Source organism: Streptomyces sp. NPDC107528, from assembly GCF_055639295.1.
In genome coordinates this window covers 358036-375088 of record NZ_JBVKAV010000004.1, presented here as the reverse complement: position 1 = coordinate 375088, position 17053 = coordinate 358036, and the positions used below count along the sequence as shown (strand labels likewise).

At 71.2% G+C, this 17053-nt stretch carries 14 protein-coding genes; 7 read left to right on the top strand and 7 right to left on the bottom strand.

What is annotated here, in order from left to right:
- Positions 1-30: 30 nt before the first annotated feature.
- Genes ACZ7L5_RS15375 through ACZ7L5_RS15365 form a run of 3 tightly spaced genes read left to right on the top strand, consistent with a single transcriptional unit; the run spans position 31 to position 3463 of the window.
- Positions 31-975: an NTP transferase domain-containing protein gene (locus ACZ7L5_RS15375; protein ID WP_471517033.1), complete on the top strand. Its 945-nt coding sequence runs from the start codon at positions 31-33 to the stop codon at positions 973-975.
- Positions 972-2357, top strand: coding sequence for a molybdopterin molybdotransferase MoeA (locus tag ACZ7L5_RS15370; RefSeq protein ID WP_471517032.1), 1386 nt, complete (start codon positions 972-974; stop codon positions 2355-2357). The genes ACZ7L5_RS15375 and ACZ7L5_RS15370 overlap by 4 nt, the downstream gene beginning before the upstream one ends.
- A complete protein-coding gene (locus ACZ7L5_RS15365; RefSeq protein ID WP_383234766.1) occupies positions 2354-3463 on the top strand; it encodes a potassium channel family protein in 1110 nt (369 codons plus the stop codon). The genes ACZ7L5_RS15370 and ACZ7L5_RS15365 overlap by 4 nt, the downstream gene beginning before the upstream one ends.
- Positions 3464-3547: 84 nt before the next feature.
- Here the strand turns inward: ACZ7L5_RS15365 and ACZ7L5_RS15360 are convergent, their stop codons facing one another.
- Positions 3548-4396, bottom strand: coding sequence for an ABC transporter permease (locus ACZ7L5_RS15360; protein WP_471517031.1), 849 nt, complete (start codon positions 4394-4396; stop codon positions 3548-3550).
- Complete coding sequence (locus tag ACZ7L5_RS15355; RefSeq protein WP_471517030.1) at positions 4393-5475, bottom strand: ATP-binding cassette domain-containing protein; 1083 nt, start codon at positions 5473-5475, stop codon at positions 4393-4395. Before ACZ7L5_RS15355 ends, ACZ7L5_RS15360 begins: the two co-directional genes overlap by 4 nt.
- 834 nt (positions 5476-6309) lie before the next feature.
- On the opposite strand from ACZ7L5_RS15355, the gene ACZ7L5_RS15350 reads away from it, so the two are divergent.
- Complete coding sequence (locus tag ACZ7L5_RS15350) at positions 6310-7290, top strand: NAD(P)H-quinone oxidoreductase (RefSeq protein ID WP_391398085.1); 981 nt, start codon at positions 6310-6312, stop codon at positions 7288-7290.
- A gap of 62 nt (positions 7291-7352) precedes the next feature.
- Here the strand turns inward: ACZ7L5_RS15350 and ACZ7L5_RS15345 are convergent, their stop codons facing one another.
- Entirely contained in the window at positions 7353-8339 is a 987-nt protein-coding gene (locus tag ACZ7L5_RS15345; protein WP_471517029.1) for a hypothetical protein, read from the bottom strand.
- Positions 8340-8494: 155 nt separating this feature from the next.
- Between ACZ7L5_RS15345 and ACZ7L5_RS15340 the strand changes: the two genes are divergently transcribed.
- Complete coding sequence (locus ACZ7L5_RS15340; protein ID WP_328425801.1) at positions 8495-9034, top strand: bacterial proteasome activator family protein; 540 nt, start codon at positions 8495-8497, stop codon at positions 9032-9034.
- A gap of 61 nt (positions 9035-9095) precedes the next feature.
- Here ACZ7L5_RS15340 and ACZ7L5_RS15335 read toward each other — a convergent pair whose 3' ends face one another.
- The 4 genes from ACZ7L5_RS15335 to ACZ7L5_RS15320 form a co-directional block, all read right to left on the bottom strand.
- Positions 9096-10511 carry a dihydrolipoamide acetyltransferase family protein gene (locus ACZ7L5_RS15335; RefSeq protein ID WP_471517028.1) on the bottom strand — a complete coding sequence of 472 codons (1416 nt, stop codon included), beginning with the start codon at positions 10509-10511 and terminating at the stop codon, positions 9096-9098.
- 10 nt (positions 10512-10521) lie between these two features.
- Positions 10522-11511 carry an alpha-ketoacid dehydrogenase subunit beta gene (locus ACZ7L5_RS15330; protein ID WP_328880473.1) on the bottom strand — a complete coding sequence of 330 codons (990 nt, stop codon included), beginning with the start codon at positions 11509-11511 and terminating at the stop codon, positions 10522-10524.
- Position 11512: 1 nt separating this feature from the next.
- Entirely contained in the window at positions 11513-12688 is a 1176-nt protein-coding gene (gene pdhA, locus ACZ7L5_RS15325; RefSeq protein ID WP_363034996.1) for a pyruvate dehydrogenase (acetyl-transferring) E1 component subunit alpha, read from the bottom strand.
- A gap of 464 nt (positions 12689-13152) precedes the next feature.
- Positions 13153-14712: a protein kinase domain-containing protein gene (locus ACZ7L5_RS15320; protein ID WP_471517027.1), complete on the bottom strand. Its 1560-nt coding sequence runs from the start codon at positions 14710-14712 to the stop codon at positions 13153-13155.
- 352 nt (positions 14713-15064) lie between these two features.
- Here ACZ7L5_RS15320 and ACZ7L5_RS15315 point away from each other — a divergent pair, with 352 nt between their 5' ends.
- Together ACZ7L5_RS15315 and ACZ7L5_RS15310 are read left to right on the top strand one after the other, a co-directional pair.
- Positions 15065-16702: a protein kinase domain-containing protein gene (locus ACZ7L5_RS15315; RefSeq protein WP_471517026.1), complete on the top strand. Its 1638-nt coding sequence runs from the start codon at positions 15065-15067 to the stop codon at positions 16700-16702.
- Entirely contained in the window at positions 16653-17036 is a 384-nt protein-coding gene (locus ACZ7L5_RS15310; protein WP_471517025.1) for a hypothetical protein, read from the top strand. Before ACZ7L5_RS15315 ends, ACZ7L5_RS15310 begins: the two co-directional genes overlap by 50 nt.
- The last annotated feature ends 17 nt before the right edge of the window (positions 17037-17053 follow it).

Genomic DNA, 17053 nt, shown 5'->3' with positions numbered 1-17053 from the left:
TGTGATCGCCGAGGCACGCATACTCGGGGGGTGACCGCGTACGAACCGACGGGCGCCCAAGGCGCCGCCGATGCTGTTCACGACGTCGCGTACGACGCCGTCGTGCTCGCCGGCGGTGCCGCGCGGCGGCTCGGCGGGGTGGACAAACCCGGGGTGCGGGTCGGCGGGCGTCCCCTGCTCGACCGAGTGCTCGCCGCCTGCGCCGACGCACACACCACCGTCGTCGTCGCCGACCCCCGGCCTACCGCGCGCCCGGTGACCTGGGCGCGTGAGGACCCGCCCGGGGGCGGCCCGGTCGCCGCCCTCGACGCCGGGCTCCGGCACACCGGCGCGGAGCAGGTCGTCGTCCTCTCCGCCGACCTGCCGTTCCTCGACGAGGGCACGGTACGGCGGCTGTTGGCCGCCCTGCGCACCGGCGACGCCGAGGGCGCGCTGCTCACCGACGCCGACGGCCGCGACCAGCCGCTCGTCGCCGCGTACCGCGCGCCCGCGCTGCGCCGCGAACTGGCCGTGCTCGCCGAAGGGCAGGACGGCCTCGCCGGCCTTCCTCTGCGCCGGCTGACCGGCGCGCTCGGTCTCACCCGCGTCCCCGACCCCGTCGCGTCCTTCGACTGCGACACCTGGGACGACATCGCCACCGCCAGGGCACGCATCAGGGAGCATGGGCACGTGTTGGATGAATGGATTTCCGCAGTCAAGGACGAACTGGGCGTCGACCTCGACGTCGACACCAAGGTGCTGCTGGACCTCGCCCGCGACGCCGCCCACGGCGTGGCACGGCCCGCGGCTCCGCTGACCACCTTCCTCGTCGGGTACGCGGCAGCGCAGGCCAGGGACGGCGAAGGCGGACCCGAAGCGGTCGCCGAGGCGTCCCGCAAGGCCGCCGCCCTCGCGCTGCGCTGGGCCGAAGAGGCCGCCGCCAAGTCCGACGTGGCCCCCCACGCCACCCCGGACACCCGCCCGGACGCCGGATGACCCCCCGCGGCATCCAGGCCGACGAGGACGCCGAGGACCTCGACGTCGAGGAGGTGCTCGCCCTTGTGAACGAGGACAACGGCCACCACACACCGGGCGATCACGTGCCCGCAACCACCCCGCCCGCCCCCGGCTCCCCCACCCCGGGCTCCCCCAAGCCGGACGGCCGGCACAAAGCCACCCCCTGGCCCGAAGCCCGCGACATCGCCGCCCGCGCCGCCCGGTCCGGTACCCGGGCCGCCGGCCGTGCCCCCGTCTCCGTCCCTCTCGACGCCGCCCTGGGCCTCGCCCTGGCCGCTCCCCTCACCGCCCTCACCGATCTGCCCTCCTTCGACACCTCGGCCATGGACGGCTGGGCCATCGCGGGCCCCGGCCCCTGGGACGTACGGGACGAGGGCGTGCTGGCCGGGCACGGCGAACCCGAGCCGCTCACCGACGGCGAGGCCGTCCGTATCGCGACCGGCGCCCGCATCCCTCCGGACACCACCGCCGTCCTGCGCAGCGAACACGGCCGCACGGACGCCCAGGGCCATCTGCACGCCACCCGCAACACCCAGCCCGGTCAGGACATCCGCGCACGCGGCCAGGAGTGCCGTAAGGGCGACCATCTGCTGGCCGTCGGCACCCTTGTGACCCCGGCCGTGCTCGGCCTGGCCGCTGCCGCCGGATACGACACCGTCACCGCCGTACCCCGCCCCCGCGTCGAAGTGCTCGTCCTCGGCGACGAGTTGCTCACCGAAGGACTCCCGCACGACGGGCTGATCCGCGACGCCCTCGGCCCGATGCTGCCGCCCTGGCTGCGCGCACTCGGCGCAGAGGTCACCGCCGTACGCCGGCTCGGCGACGACGCCAAGGCCCTGCGCAAGGCGCTCACCAGCTCCCACGCGGACCTCGTCGTCACCACCGGCGGCACCGCGGCAGGCCCCGTCGACCACGTCCACCCCACCCTGCACCGCATCGGCGCCGAGCTCCTGGTCGACAGCGTCAAGGTGCGCCCCGGCCATCCCATGCTGCTGGCCAGCCTCAAGGAGAACCAGCACCTAGTGGGCCTGCCCGGCAACCCCTTGGCCGCCGTCTCCGGCCTGCTCACGCTCGCCGAACCCCTGCTGCGTACGCTCGCGGCACGCCCCGCCCCGGAGCCCTACACGCTGCCGCTGAGCGAGGCGGCGCACGGGCATCCGTATGACACCCGGCTCATCCCCGTCGTGCTGCGCGGCGACCATGCTGTGCCACTGCGCTACCACGGCCCTGCCATGCTGCGGGGTATGGCGGCGGCCGATGCCGTCGCTGTCGTACCACCGGGCGGTGTCCGCGCCGGTCAGGAGACCGAACTGCTCGACCTGCCCTGGGCCACTGCCGGTATCGAGGTGTGTTTCACGTGAAACTTCCGGGCCAGGACGCCATAGCTCGCGAGGCGGACGAGCGGGTCGCCACCTATCGCGTGAAGCTCCCGAAGAAGATCGTGGAGCATCCGTTCCGCCAGGTCGCCAAGCGGGTCACGATCGCCATGTCACTGCTCGTTGCGTCCGCCTTGATCGTCTACGCCGACCACGACGGCTACAACGACAGCTCCGATGGTTCCGTAGACCTTCTCGACGCCTTCTACTACGCGACCGTCAGCCTCTCCACCACCGGATACGGCGACATCACCCCGGTCAGTGACGCCGCGCGGCTCACCAATATCTTCGTCATCACGCCCATGCGTGTGCTGTTCCTGATCATCCTGGTCGGCACCACGCTCGAGGTCCTCACCGAACGGACCCGGGAGGAATGGCGTCTGAACCGCTGGAGGTCCACCTTGCGCGACCACACCGTCGTCGTCGGCTTCGGCACGAAGGGCCGTTCGGCGATCCAGACCGTCTGCGCGACGGGCTTGAAGAAGGAGCAGGTCATCGTGGTCGACCCGAGTTCCAAGGTGATCGAGGCAGCGGTCGCGGACGGATACGCCGGGGTCACGGGGGACGCGACGCGCAGCGAGGTCCTGAAGCGGGCCGAGGTGCACAAGGCACGGAAGATCATCATCGCCACCCAGCGCGACGACACCGCCGTCCTGGTGACGTTGACGGCCCGGCAGCTCAACCGCGGGGCGAAGATCGTGGCCGCGGTGCGTGAGGAGGAGAACGCGCCGCTGCTCAAGCAGTCCGGCGCCGACGCGGTCATCACCAGCGCCAGCGCGGCCGGGCGGCTGCTCGGCCTCTCCGTGCTCAGCCCCGCTGCGGGCATGGTGCTGGAGGACCTGATCCAGCAGGGCAGCGGGCTCGACATCGTCGAACGGCCGGTCATAAAGGCCGAGGTGGGCAAGAACCCGCGCCAGATGGACGACTTGGTGGTGAGTGTCCTGCGGGGGCACCGGGTGCTCGGATACGACGATCCGGCCGTCGGGACACTGGAGTTGACGGACCGGCTCATCACGATCGTGAGGGCGACGCCGGGCAGTCAGGTCGCACCTGATGACCGGCGTCTGCCCCCGGGGATGAAGCCCGTCTGACGTCTCGGGCGGGCTTCATGTCCGGCGCTGCTTGCGGCTGTACGCGTTTCTTGGGGTTGTACGCGCTGCTTGCGGCTGTACGCGCTACTTGCGGTTGTACAGCCGCATCGTGATCGGCCCGAAGACCAGCACGAACAGGCCCGCCCAGCCCACCGACCAGGCGATCTCGTCCGCCGGCCAATTGCCCGCCATCAACTCGCGGACAGCCGAGGCCAGATGAGTGATCGGGCTGTTGTTGACGAAGGCCTGGAGCCAGCCCGGCATGGTCTTCGGGTCGACGAAGATGTTCGACAGGAAGGTCAACGGGAACAGCACCATCATGCTGACGCCCATCACCGACTTCTCGCTGCGCAGCAACAGCCCGAACATCGTCCAGACCCACGAGAACGCGAACGAGAAGGCGACCAGCAGGGCGATCCCGGCGAGGACACCGAGCACCCCGCCGTCCGGGCGGTAGCCGATGATCATGCCGACGGTGAGCATCACCACGGACGCGATCGTGTAGCGCAGGGCGTCGCCCAGCAGATAGCCGACCATCGTCGACGGCCGCCAGATGGGCAGCGAACGGAACCGGTCGAAGACGCCCTTCTCGATGTCGGTGTTGACCGAGACGCCCGTGTACATCGTGATCATCACGACCGACATCACCAGGATGCCCGGCAGCAGGAACTGGATGTACTCCTTCGGGGACCCGGCGAGGGCGCCCCCGAACAGGTACGTGTACATCAGCACCATCATGATCGGGAACGCGGTGACGTCGAAGAGCTGCTCCGGCACGTGCTTGATCTTCAGGATCGCGCGCCAGCCGAAGGTCATCGAGGCGGAGAGGGCGCTGGGCCGCGCCGGCCGCTCCCCCGCGACGAGCAACGCCGCGAGCGACTCGGCGCTGACGGGGGCGAGTTCCTTGTTCTCGGTCTGCGTCACGGTGCTCATGCCGCCACCCCGTCCTTGTCGTCCTTGCCGGCCCCGTCGGCCCCGTCGGCCCCGTCGGCCTTGTCCGTCCGGTCGTCGTTGTCGCGTGCGTCGCGTGCGTCGTGGGTGTCGTGCCCGGTGAGGGCGAGGAAGACCTCGTCCAGGCTCGGCTGGCCCAGCGAGAAGTTGTCGACGGTGATGCCGGTGCGGGCCAGCTCGGCGAGCGCGCGGGCGGCCTGTTCCGCCGCGCCCTGGCCATTGGCCGCCCCGGAGCCGACACGCGCGGTGAGGGCCACGGGATCCGGCTCCAGTTGCACGTCCGCGTCCAGGGCCAGCCGCAGGATGCGCTCGGCCTCAGGACGCTGCGCCGCGTCGCGCAGCCGCAGATGGACGGAACCGGCGCCCACGGACGCCTTGAGCTCGCCCTTGGTCCCCTCGGCGATCACCTTGCCGCGGTCGATCACGGCGATCCGGGAGGCCAGCTGGTCGGCCTCGTCCAGGTACTGCGTGGTCAGCAGCACGGTGGTGCCCTGGGCGACGACCGCGCGCACGATGTCCCACACCTGGTTGCGGCTGCGCGGGTCCAGGCCGGTCGTCGGCTCGTCGAGGAAGAGCAGGTCGGGGGTGTTGAGGATGGAGGCGGCGATGTCGATACGGCGCCGCATGCCGCCGGAGTAGTTCTTGACCTGCTTCCCGGCCGCCTCCGTCAGCCCGAAGGCCTCCAGGAGCTGCCCGGAGCGCTGCCGCGCGGCCTGCTTGCCGTGTCCGAGGAGCCGGCCCAGCAGGACCAGGTTCTCGGTGCCGGTGAGGTCCTCGTCCACGGAGGCGTACTGGCCGGTGAGGCTGACGCGGCCGCGCACCTCGTCGGCCTCGCGGACGACGTCGTGGCCGAAGACGTGCGCCTCGCCGCCGTCGGGTCGTAGGAGGGTGGCGAGCATCTTCACCGTGGTGGTCTTTCCGGCGCCGTTGGGGCCGAGGACGCCGTAGACCGTGCCGGCCGGAACCGCGAGGTCCACGCCGTCGACGGCCCGTGTCTCACCGAATGTCTTCACCAGGCCCGCGGTCTCGATCGCGAGACCGGACGTCGTCTGCGTGCTCATGCTTTCGGGGTTCCTTCCGGGTGGTCCTTCCGCGTTCTTGGGCTACGCATGGGGAGACCTTTACGGTCGCGCAAACTCATCGGCGATGCACAGGGATTTTCGAATGACCGGCCCAAGGACCGAGGGACATGGGACCGGGGACCGAGGCGGGGGGCTCCGCCGCGGGAACGGGGGCGGAGGCTGGAGGGCTCGGGTGGGAGACCGGGACGGTGGCTGGAAAGCCGGGTGGGAGTACCGCGGCCGGGGTGCGGACCTCGGGCGTGAGCGCAGGGGCCGGGTTGAGGGCGTCGGGCGGGAGGACGGGGAGTGAGGCGGGGCTCGGCCGGGGGAACGGGGGGCGGAGCCTGGAGGGCTCGGACGGGAGAGGGGGCAGGGCGGAGAAGCTCGGGCGGGAGTGCCGCGGGCAGGGCACGGGCCTCGGGTGGAGCGGAGGGGCCGGGTTGAGGGCGTCGGGTAGGAGGACGGGGGCGAGGCGGGGGCTCCGCCGGGAGTGCGGGGCGGAGTCGGGGGCTCGAACCCGAGACGGGGGACCGGGCGGAGAAGCTTGGGCGGGAGTGCCGCGGCCGGGCGCGGAGCTCCGGCGGGAGCGCAGGGGCCGGGTTGAGGGCGTCGGGTAGGAGGACGGGGGCGAGGTGGGGGCTCCGCCGGGAGTGCGGGCCGGGCGGGTGGACAGGGAACGAGGCGGGAGGCTCGGGCGGGAGGACAGGGGCCGAAGCGGAGGGGCTCAGGTGGGGAACCGGGACGAAGGCTCGGGTGGGACCGGGACGGTGGCTGGAGGGCTTGGGTGGGAGTAGCGCGGCCGGGGTGTGCGGAGTGAGGAGTAGCGTCCGTGCCATGCATGCGATCACGATTCCCGAACCTGGTGGGCCCGAGGCGCTGGTGTGGGACGAGGTCCCCGATCCCGTCGCCGGAGAGGGCGAGGTGCTGGTCGAGGTGGTGGCCGGGGCCGTCAACCGTGCCGACATCCTGCAGCGGCAGGGCTTCTACAACCCGCCGCCCGGCGCCTCCCCCTACCCCGGTCTGGAGTGCTCCGGCCGGATCGCCGAGATCGGCCCCGGCGTCTCCGGCTGGGCCGTCGGCGACGAGGTGTGCGCGCTGCTCGCGGGCGGCGGCTACGCCGAGAAGGTCGCCGTACCGGCGGGCCAGCTGCTGCCCGTGCCCAAGGGCGTGAGCCTCACGCAGGCCGCCGCGCTGCCCGAGGTGGTCTGCACGGTCTGGTCGAACGTCTTCATGGTCTCCCACCTGCGCCCGGGCGAGACCCTGCTCGTGCACGGCGGTTCGAGCGGCATCGGCACCATGGCCGTCCAGCTGGCCAAGGCCGTCGGCGCCAAGGTCGCCGTCACGGCGGGCAGCAAGGAGAAGCTCGACCGGTGCGCCGAGCTGGGCGCCGACATCCTCGTCAACTACCGGGAGCAGGACTTCGTCGCCGAGGTCAAGAAGGCCACCGACGGGGCCGGAGCCGACGTCATCCTCGACAACATGGGCGCCAAGTACCTCGACCGCAACGTCCAGACCCTCGCCGTGAACGGCCGCCTCGCCATCATCGGCCTGCAGGGCGGCGTCAAGGGCGAGCTCAACATCGGCGCGCTCCTGGCCAAGCGGGCTGCCGTGAGCGCGACCTCGCTGCGTGCCCGTCCCCTCGGTGAGAAGGCGGCGATCGTCGCGGCCGTACGCGAGCACGTGTGGCCCCTGCTGGACGCCGGGCACGTACGGCCGGTGGTGGACCGCGAGATGCCGATGAACGACGCGGCCGGGGCGCACCGGGTGCTGGAGGAGAGCGGGCACGTGGGCAAGGTGCTCCTCGTCGTGCCGTAGGTCGGCCACGGTGGGCACGGTGGCCAGGGCGCCCCGAGCGGCCACCTGCCGGCCGCCGGCCGCTAGCCGCGCCGCAGCCTGAGACCCACGAAGGCGAGGCCCAGGCCGAGCCCGATGAGCACGAGCCCGGCGCCGAGGGGCAGGACCTGCAGTACGGGTTCGGCGCGGTCCTCGGCGTGCGTGACGGGCCGGGGTACGGAGTGGGTCGCCGGGGCGGAGGCGTCTCCGGCGGCCTCCGAGCTCTCCGTCGCCCCACCCCCGTCGTCCTCGCCCTCCGACTCCGGCCGCGTCGAGCCGTCACCCGACTCCTCGCGGTCGGGTTCCCGCCCCGTCACCGCTTCCTCGTCCTCCAGCGGCCCCTTCTCCCGCCCGGGCCGCTCCCGTCCCTCGCCGGCCCGGCTCCCGGCCCGGGACGGCCCGTCGGAGGGGCTGGGGCGGGAGGCGCCGGGGCCGTGGGCCGTGGAGGTGGGCGTTGCCCCGGACTTCATGTCTTCGCCCGACCTCCCGGCCTCCCAGTGCTTGCCGGATTTCCCGGAGACCGTGGGGGAGGCGGGGGCGGAGGCGATCCCGGACGCCGGGGGCGAACCGGAGGGGGGCCCGGACTCGGACTCGGAGTCGGAGCCGGCGGAGCCCTCGGACGCCGTTGCGGGGGAACCCGAGGGCCCGGAGGAGGCCGGGGGCGTCGCCGCCGAGCCGGAGGGGCCACGGGAAGCGGCGGCCGGGCCGGGCCGGGGCGTGCTTGCGGAGCCGTAGGAGCCCCTGGACTCGCCCGTGGAGCGGGAGATGGCCCGGGACCCGGCTGTGGGGTCGGAGGAGGCCCTGGACCCGGCTCCGGAGTCGGCGGAACCCCTGGACCCGGCCCTGGCATCGGAGGAAGCCCCTGACGGGGCAGCGCCACGCCCGCCCTCCAGCCCGTACGCCATCACAGACCCGCCCGGCCCCAGGATCAGCCCCAACGCCAGCACCCCCAGCACTCCCGCGGCACGCAGCTCCCGCGGTCGCCCCCGCCCTGCCCGCCCCGCCCGTACGCCCCCCAGCCATGAAGTCATGGCACAAGCCTCACAGGACCTGGCAAACCCGGCATTTCGGAAGCAGCCACCCGACCGAACCGAGCCTGACGGAATCTCCCGCCCTGTAAACGGTGGATCACCCCACATGGGGGGCACCACGATGATGAGCTGTACGGGTGCGAGAGAATGGCGGCATGGAGATGCCGAGGAACGAACGGTCGTCGGAGAACCCCCAGATCCTGGTCGTGGGCCAGGACGGGATGGCCATCGGCGGCGGAGGCGACGAGGACTCCCGCGAGGTTCCGGTGACGGAGATGGTCGAGCAGCCGGCGAAGGTCATGCGGATCGGAAGCATGATCAAGCAGCTGCTCGAAGAGGTCCGCGTGGCGCCGCTGGACGAGGCGAGCCGCGTCCGGCTCAAGGAGATCCACGCCAGCTCCGTGAAGGAGCTGGAGGACGGCCTGGCCCCGGAACTCGTCGAGGAGCTGGAGCGGCTGTCCCTGCCGTTCACGGACGAGGCGACACCGAGCGACGCGGAACTGCGGATCGCGCAGGCCCAGTTGGTCGGCTGGCTGGAGGGCCTGTTCCACGGCATCCAGACCACGCTGTTCGCCCAGCAGATGGCCGCGCGGGCCCAGTTGGAGCAGATGCGCCGGGCCCTCCCGCCGGGCGTCGGCGGCCCCGAGGACGGCGAGCAGCACCCGGGCGGCCGCTCGGGCGGACCGTACCTGTAGGCGCCCGGCCCATGACGGACGGAGCCCGGCACCGCAGGTGCCGGGCTCCCTCACGCATGGCTCACGCCCAGGTGATCAGCCGCTTCGGCTGTTCCAGGATCGCCGCCACGTCCGCCAGCACCTTGGAGCCCAGCTCACCGTCCACCAGGCGGTGGTCGAAGCTGAGCGCCAGCGTCGTGACCTGACGCGGCTTCACCTTGCCCTTGTGGACCCACGGCTGGAGCTTGATCGCGCCGACCGCGAGGATCGCGGACTCGCCGGGGTTCAGGATCGGCGTGCCGGTGTCGACGCCGAAGACGCCGACGTTGGTGATGGTGACCGTGCCGCCCTGCATCGCGGCGGGGGTCGTCTTGCCGTCCCTTGCCGTCGACACCAGCTCGCCGAGCGCCTGGGCCAGTTGCGGGAGCGTCCTGGCTTGGGCGTCCTTGATGTTCGGGACGATCAGGCCGCGCGGGGTCGCCGCCGCGATGCCCAGGTTGACGTAGTGCTTCTGCACGATCTCCTGGTTCGCCTCGTCCCAGGACGCGTTGACCTCCGGATTGCGCTTGATCGCGACCAGCAGGGCCTTGGAGATCAGCAGCAGGGGGTTCACGCGCAGGCCCGCGAACTCCTTGTCCTGCTTGAGCTCCTCGACCAGCTTCATCGTGCGCGTCACGTCCACCGTCACGAACTCCGTGACATGCGGCGCCGTGAACGCCGACCCGACCATCGCCGCCGCCGTCGCCTTGCGCACGCCCTTGACCGGGATACGGGTCTCACGGGCCGTGTCGTACGTGGCCGCGGCCATCGGCGCCGGGGCGGCCGGAGCGACGGCCGGGGCGGCCTGGGGCACCGGCTCGGCGGCCGGCGCGGACGGGGCCACCGCCGCGTGGACGTCCTCGCGCGTGATGATGCCGTCGGGGCCCGTCGGAGTCACCGTGGCCAGGTCGACGCCCAGGTCCTTCGCCAGCTTGCGCACCGGCGGCTTCGCCAGCGGTCGGTCGGACGTCACCGCCGGCGCCGGGCCGTGGCCGTTCAGCTCGGACTGCAGTGCCTGCGCCGGCGTCGAGGGCTCCTGGTGCGGGACGTCGGCCCCCTTGCGCGGGCGGCGCTTCGTCGAGGTCTGGGCCACGCCGTAGCCGACCAGGACCGGCTGGCGGCCGGACCCCTCCGGCTTGGGCTCCTCCTGAGCGGCTTCTGGCTGCGCGGCCGGCGCCTCAGCGGCCGGCGCCGCCCCGCCCGCCAGGTCCACCGCGATGATCGCCGTGCCGACGTCCACCGTGGTGCCCTCGGGGAAGTGCAGCTCGCGGACCACCCCGTCGTACGGGATGGGCAGCTCGACGGCCGCCTTGGCCGTCTCGACCTCGCACACCACCTGGCCGTCGGTGACCGTGTCGCCCGGCTGGACGTACCACTTGAGGATCTCGGCCTCGGTGAGTCCCTCGCCCACGTCGGGCATCTTGAACTCGCGCACGGACGCTTCCGTCATCGTCGTCACGACCCTCTCCTCAGTACGCCAGGGCACGGTCGACGGCGTCGAGCACCCGGTCCAGGCCCGGCAGGTACTCCTCCTCCAGACGCGCCGGCGGATACGGGGCGTGATAGCCGCCCACCCGCAGCACCGGGGCCTCCAGATGGTAGAAGCAGCGCTCCGTGATCCGGGCGGCGATCTCCGCGCCCGAGCCGAAGAACACCGGGGCCTCGTGGACCACCACAAGACGGCGGGTCTTCTCGACCGACGTCTGGATCGAGTCGAAGTCCAGAGGGGAGACCGAGCGCAGGTCCAGGACCTCCAGGTTCCGGCCCTCCTCGGCGGCCGCGGCGGCGACCTCCTGGCAGAGCTTCACCATCGGACCGTACGCGGCCAGCGTGAGGTCCGTGCCCTCGCGGACGACCTTCGCCTTGTGCAGCGGGCCCGGGATCGCCTCGGTGCTGACCTCGCCCTTGTCCCAGTAGCGCCGCTTGGGCTCGAAGAAGATCACCGGGTCGTCGCTCTGGATGGCCTGCTGCATCATCCAGTACGCGTCCGACGCGTTGGACGGCGACACGATCTTCAGGCCCGCCACGTGCGCGAAGAGGGCTTCCGGCGACTCCGAGTGGTGCTCGACCGCACCGATGCCGCCGCCGTAGGGGATGCGGACGACGACCGGGAGCTTGACCTTGCCCAGCGAGCGCGCGTGCATCTTCGCGAGCTGGGTGACGATCTGGTCGTAGGCCGGGAAGACGAAGCCGTCGAACTGGATCTCCACCACGGGGCGGTAGCCGCGCAGGGCCAGGCCGATCGCGGTGCCGACGATGCCCGACTCGGCCAGCGGGGTGTCGATGACCCGGCTCTCGCCGAAGTCCTTCTGCAGGCCGTCGGTGACCCGGAAGACGCCGCCGAGCTTGCCGACGTCCTCGCCCATGATGAGGACCTTGGGGTCCGCGTCGAGCGCGTGCCGCAGCGATTCGTTGATCGCCTTGGCAAGAGCCATGCTCTTGACTGTCTCCGCTGCCATGTCAGGCCCCCTCTACGTCCGCGAACGACGCCTGGTAGGCGGCGAACTGGGCGCGCTCCTCGTCGACGAGCGCATGCCCGTCCGCGTACACGTTCTCGAAGATGGCGAAGTGGTCCGGGTCCGGCATGGCACGGACCGCCTCACGCACTCCCTTGCCCAACGCCTCGCTCTCGGTCTCCAGTTCCGCGAAGAATCCCTCGTCCGCGTGGTTTGAAGCCTCGAGGTACCGGCGAACGCGCAGGATCGGGTCCTTCGCCTCCCAGGCCTCTCGCTCCTCGTCGGCCCGGTACTTCGTCGGGTCGTCGGACGTGGTGTGGGCGCCCATGCGGTACGTGTAGGCCTCGACGAGCGTCGGTCCCTCACCGTTGCGAGCGCGCTCCAGCGCCCACTTCGTCACGGCCAGACAGGCCAGGACGTCGTTGCCGTCGACGCGGACGCCGGGGAAGCCGTAGCCCTGTGCGCGCTGGTAGAGCGGCACCCGGGTCTGCTTCTCGGTCGGCTCGGAGATCGCCCACTGGTTGTTCTGGCAGAAGAACACCACGGGGGCGTTGTAGACCGCGGAGAAGGTGAAGGACTCCGCGACGTCGCCCTGGCTGGAGGCGCCGTCACCGAAGTACGCGATCACCGCGCTGTCGGCGCCGTCCTTGGCGATGCCCATCGCGTAGCCGGTCGCGTGCAGCGTCTGGGAACCGATGACGATCGTGTACAGCTGGAAGTTGTTGCTGTTCGGGTCCCAGCCGCCGTTGTTCACGCCTCGGAACATGCCCAGCAGGTTGGTCGGGTCGACCCCGCGGCACCAGGCGACGCCGTGCTCGCGGTAGGTCGGGAAGACGTAGTCGTCCTCGCGGGTCGCGCGGCCGGAGCCGATCTGGGCGGCCTCCTGGCCGAGCAGCGACGCCCACAGGCCCAGCTCGCCCTGGCGCTGCAGGGAGGTGGCCTCGGCGTCGAAGCGGCGGGTGAGCACCATGTCGCGGTAGAGGCCGCGGAGCTCTTCAGGGGTGATGCCGGCGACGTACTTGTCGTACTCGGCGTTCTTGACGCGCTTGCCCTCGGGCGTCAGCAATTGCACGAGCTCGGGGTCCGTGCTCGGCGATTTCCTTGCGGTTGTCTTGCCGGCCGTGCTCTTGGTACCGGCGCTGCGTCGCGGCTTGCGCGCGGCAGTGCTCTCCACGGTCACGTGTGCTCCTCCGTCGGTCCGGCTACCCGGGTTCGCCGGGCGCCAGTGCGGCTCACCTGAAGCCCTACGGACGCACAGGGTGGGTGCGGCTCATGGGGGACAGGCGTGACAGGTGCCCCGGCGAGCGCCCTGCAATAGGCACGTTACCCAGTGCTCCACATTTCTGTGAAACCCCTCCTGACCTGCGATTTTGCTTGGATTTCCAAGTAAATCGCGAAAGTCGGGAACAAGTCCTGGTCACAGCCTTGCAGGGGGCCGGAACAACGGCACGTTATATCGGTGACCCAGGTCACGGGAAGAGTCGCCGGACGTGAGATCGCAGCCGGAGGTGTCCTCGGAGTACCACCCGGTCGGCCGATATGCCCCGAAAACGCCACACGCGCGTGCAGCCCGTTGCCGGGCCGCACGCGCGTGTACAGGCTGTTTTGCGCCAGGAGGGCGCCAGGAAGGCGCCAAGGAAGGGGTCAGCCCTCGACGCCGCCCGTCGGCGGTGTCGGCAGCGTGGGATCCTCGGTCGGCTCGTCCGTCGGCTCCGTGGTGGTCGGCTCGTCCGTCGGCTCCGTGGTGGTCGGCTCCTCCGTCGGCTCCTCCGTCGGCTCCTCCGTCGGCTCCTCCGTCGGCTCTTCCGTCGGCGTGTCCGTCGGCGTGTAGTCCGGGTCGGTGCCCGTGCCGGAGCCGTCGTCCGTGACCTCGTCGGTCGGCTCGTCGGTCGGCTCGTCCGTCGGATCGTCGGTGGCCTTGTCCTCGTCGGTGGTCTGCGAGGTGGTCGGCGTCTCCTTGGTGTCTCCGCCGCCGCCACCACCACCGCCGTTGTTCAGTGCCAGCGCGACACCCGCCGCGATGGCGATCACGGCGAGGACGGCGAGGATCCACAGCTTGCCGCGCCCGCTGCCCCTGTTCCCGCGCCCCTCGAAGCCGCCGTCGTCTCCGCCGCCGTACCCGGAGGGGATGATCGGCTGCGGGATCTGCGTCGTGCCGGAGCCGGAGTCGCCGGGGTGCCCCATGACGGTCGTGTTCGCGAAGCCCGCGGCCGGAGTGTTCCGGCCTTCGTGCATCGCCACCGGGCCGGTGTTCCAGGTGCCGGTGTGGCCGCCCTGGTCGTACAGCATCTGCAGGGCGTACTGGACGAGGCCGCGCATCTCCTCGGCCGTCTGGAAGCGGTCGTCCGGTTCCTTGGCGAGGGAGCGCATGACCAGGCCGTCGAGCTCCGGCGGCACGGCGTCGGAGGCCTCGGACGGCGGGGTCGGGATGTCCTGGACGTGCTGGTAGACCACCGACAGCGGCGTCTCGCCGGTGAACGGCGGGCGCAGTGCGAGGAGTTCGTAGAGCAGGCAGCCCGTCGCGTACAGGTCGGAGCGGTGGTCGACCGCCTTGCCGAGCGCCTGCTCGGGCGACAGGTACTGCGGGGTGCCCATGACCATGCCGGTCTGCGTCATCGTCGACTGCGCGCCGTGCAGGGCGCGGGCGATGCCGAAGTCCATCACCTTCACGGCGCCGTTGTGCGTGATGATGACGTTGGCGGGCTTGATGTCGCGGTGCACGATGCCGTGCTGGTGCGAGTAGGCGAGGGCCTCCAGGACACCGGAGACGATGATCAGGGCCTGCTCGGGGCCGGGCGCCTCGGCGTTGAGGAGGAGGTCGCGGATGGTGCGGCCCTCGACGATCTCCATCACGATGTACGGCACGCTGTGCGCGCCCACGACGTCCTCGCCGGAGTCGTACACGGCGACGATCGCATGGTGGTTGAGGCCGGCCACCGACTGGGCCTCGCGCGTGAAGCGCGCCTTGGAGACGGGGTCCTCGGCGAGGTCGGAGCGCAGCAGCTTGACCGCCACGGTGCGTCCGAGGCGTACGTCCTCGGCCGCGAACACCTCGGCCATGCCGCCCCGGCCGAGTCTGCGGGTCAGCCGATATCGGCCGTCCCCGACAAGTCCGCCATTACCCCACATTTCCGGCGCATCTGACATACCGCCGCCAGCCGCCTCGGGGTCGGACGGGCCCTGAGCGCGCTGCTGCTGTGCCATCGGTCCTCGCCGTCGTTTCTGCCCGCGGTGCGCGCGGTGTTGTTACGGTCTCCGTCGGCCACGCTACAGGCTCGGCGCAAGCCGTCGGTCCGAGACGGTGGCCCCGGCCTGACGAAGACGGACCGGCCATCAAACCGTTACTCCGTCCCGTCGTGCAAATTCTGTGCGCCGGCCGTACAGCCCCTGTAACGCTTCCGCGACGCTGCCTTCGCGTACGGTCACGGAACGGGCACCGCGCTTGACCTGTCAGTGCCGTGGGGCAGACTTGGCCGGGAATACCACATTGGATCACTCGGGATCACTCGATCCACGGCAATCGCAGGCGCCCGAGAGGGTACGGGGGACGCAGAACATGAGCCAGGACGGCGCACAGGGCCAGAACGCGGGGCGGTCGCTGGCCGGCGGCCGCTATCAGCTGCGCGACCTGCTCGGCCAGGGCGGCATGGCCGCCGTGCATCTCGCCTACGACTCCGTGCTCGACCGGCAGGTCGCGGTCAAGACGCTGCACACCGAACTCGGCCGCGAACAGGCCTTCCGCGAGCGCTTCCGCCGCGAGGCCCAGGCCGTGGCGAAGCTCACGCACACCAACATCGTCTCGGTGTTCGACACCGGCGAGGACGAAGTCGACGGCATGACGACGCCGTACATCGTCATGGAGTACATCGAGGGCCGCCCCCTCAGCTCCGTCTTCGACGAGGACGTACGGCAGTTCGGCGCGATGCCCGCAGACAAGGCGCTGAAGATCACCGCGGATGTGCTCGCGGCGCTGGAGATCAGCCACGAGATGGGCCTGGTCCACCGGGACATCAAGCCGGGCAACGTGATGATGAACAAGCGCGGCGTCGTCAAGGTCATGGACTTCGGCATCGCGCGCGCCATGCAGTCCGGTGTGACGTCGATGACACAGACCGGCATGGTGGTCGGCACCCCGCAGTACCTATCGCCGGAACAGGCACTGGGCCGGGCCGTGGACGCCCGCTCCGACCTCTACTCGGTCGGCATCATGCTGTTCCAACTGGTCACCGGGCGGCTGCCGTTCGACGCCGACTCACCGCTGGCGATCGCGTACGCGCACGTGCAGGAGGAGCCGGTGCCTGCGTCCTCGATCAACAGCGCCCTGCCGCCGGCCGTGGACGCGCTGATCGCCCGCGCGCTGAAGAAGAACCCGAACGAGCGCTTCCCGAGCTCCGAGTCCATGCGCGACGAGTGCCTGCGCGTGGCCGCGTCCTTCCAGGCGGCCCCGCCCAGCATCGTGCCCGGCTCGCAGACGCAGAGCGGCCAGGGCGTCGGCGCCTCGGTGTTCCCGCCGGTCGGCCAGACGTCCCCGCCCGCGGGCTCCGTCCAGTCGCCGTACCAGCAGACGCCGGCCCCGAACCCGTACGGCACCCCGCCGCCGTCGATGCCGTCGCCGGCATACGGCTACCCGCAGCAGCAGGGCTTCCAGACGCCGCCACCGGCCTCGTACTCCCCGCAGCCGGGCCACCCGACCCCGGCGCCGTACACCATGTCGCCCCAGACGCAGGCCACTTCGGGCGGCGGCAAGAGCAACCGGCCGATGATCATCGGCTCGATCATCGTGTCCGTCGTCGCGGTGGGCGGCCTGATCGTGGCCCTGACGCTGAAGGGCGGGGGCACCGAGGACGACGGGGGTGGGAGCGGCGGCACGACGGCGACGGCGACGTCGCACGAGCCTGGGTACCGGGCCGGGGACAAGGGTCGTACGGTCGAGACCACCGAGTGCACCGAGCCGTTGGAGTCGACCTTCGACCCCGATCAGGTGCGGATGCCGGATCTCACGTACAAGGACTGGGATTCGGTGGTCGAGTGTCTGAAGGCCGCGGGATGGGACGACTACGAACCGACGAAGGTGGACGAGAACACCTTCGGCGAGGGCACCGTGCTCAGGCAGACTCCCAAGGCGGGGACGGACTTCGACCCGGATGACCCGCCGGAGATGCAGTTCGAAGTCTCCACTGGTAACCCTGCCTAGCCTGACCGGAGATCCGGTCTGGCCTTGGCTGCGCCAGGGCGACTTCCACTACGCGAGCAAGACCCACGCGGACGACATTTACCTCGAACTGCACGACAGGAAGGCGGACGGGCACCACGTCCGCATCCGGGCGCAGTCCCTCACCCCGGACCGAGTGGTGACCAACTACGCCTGGCGCTCCGTCACCGCCGGCGCCGGCACCGCCGGCACGTGGGTGACCTCGTTGAAGGACAACCGCGGCATCTGGGCGATGCGTATCCAGGTCTGCGTCTTCGAGGGAGATTCGGCGCTCGGCTGCGAGGTGTCCGCCTGGGACGGCAACACCTACTACTGAGCCCGGTAGTTCCCATG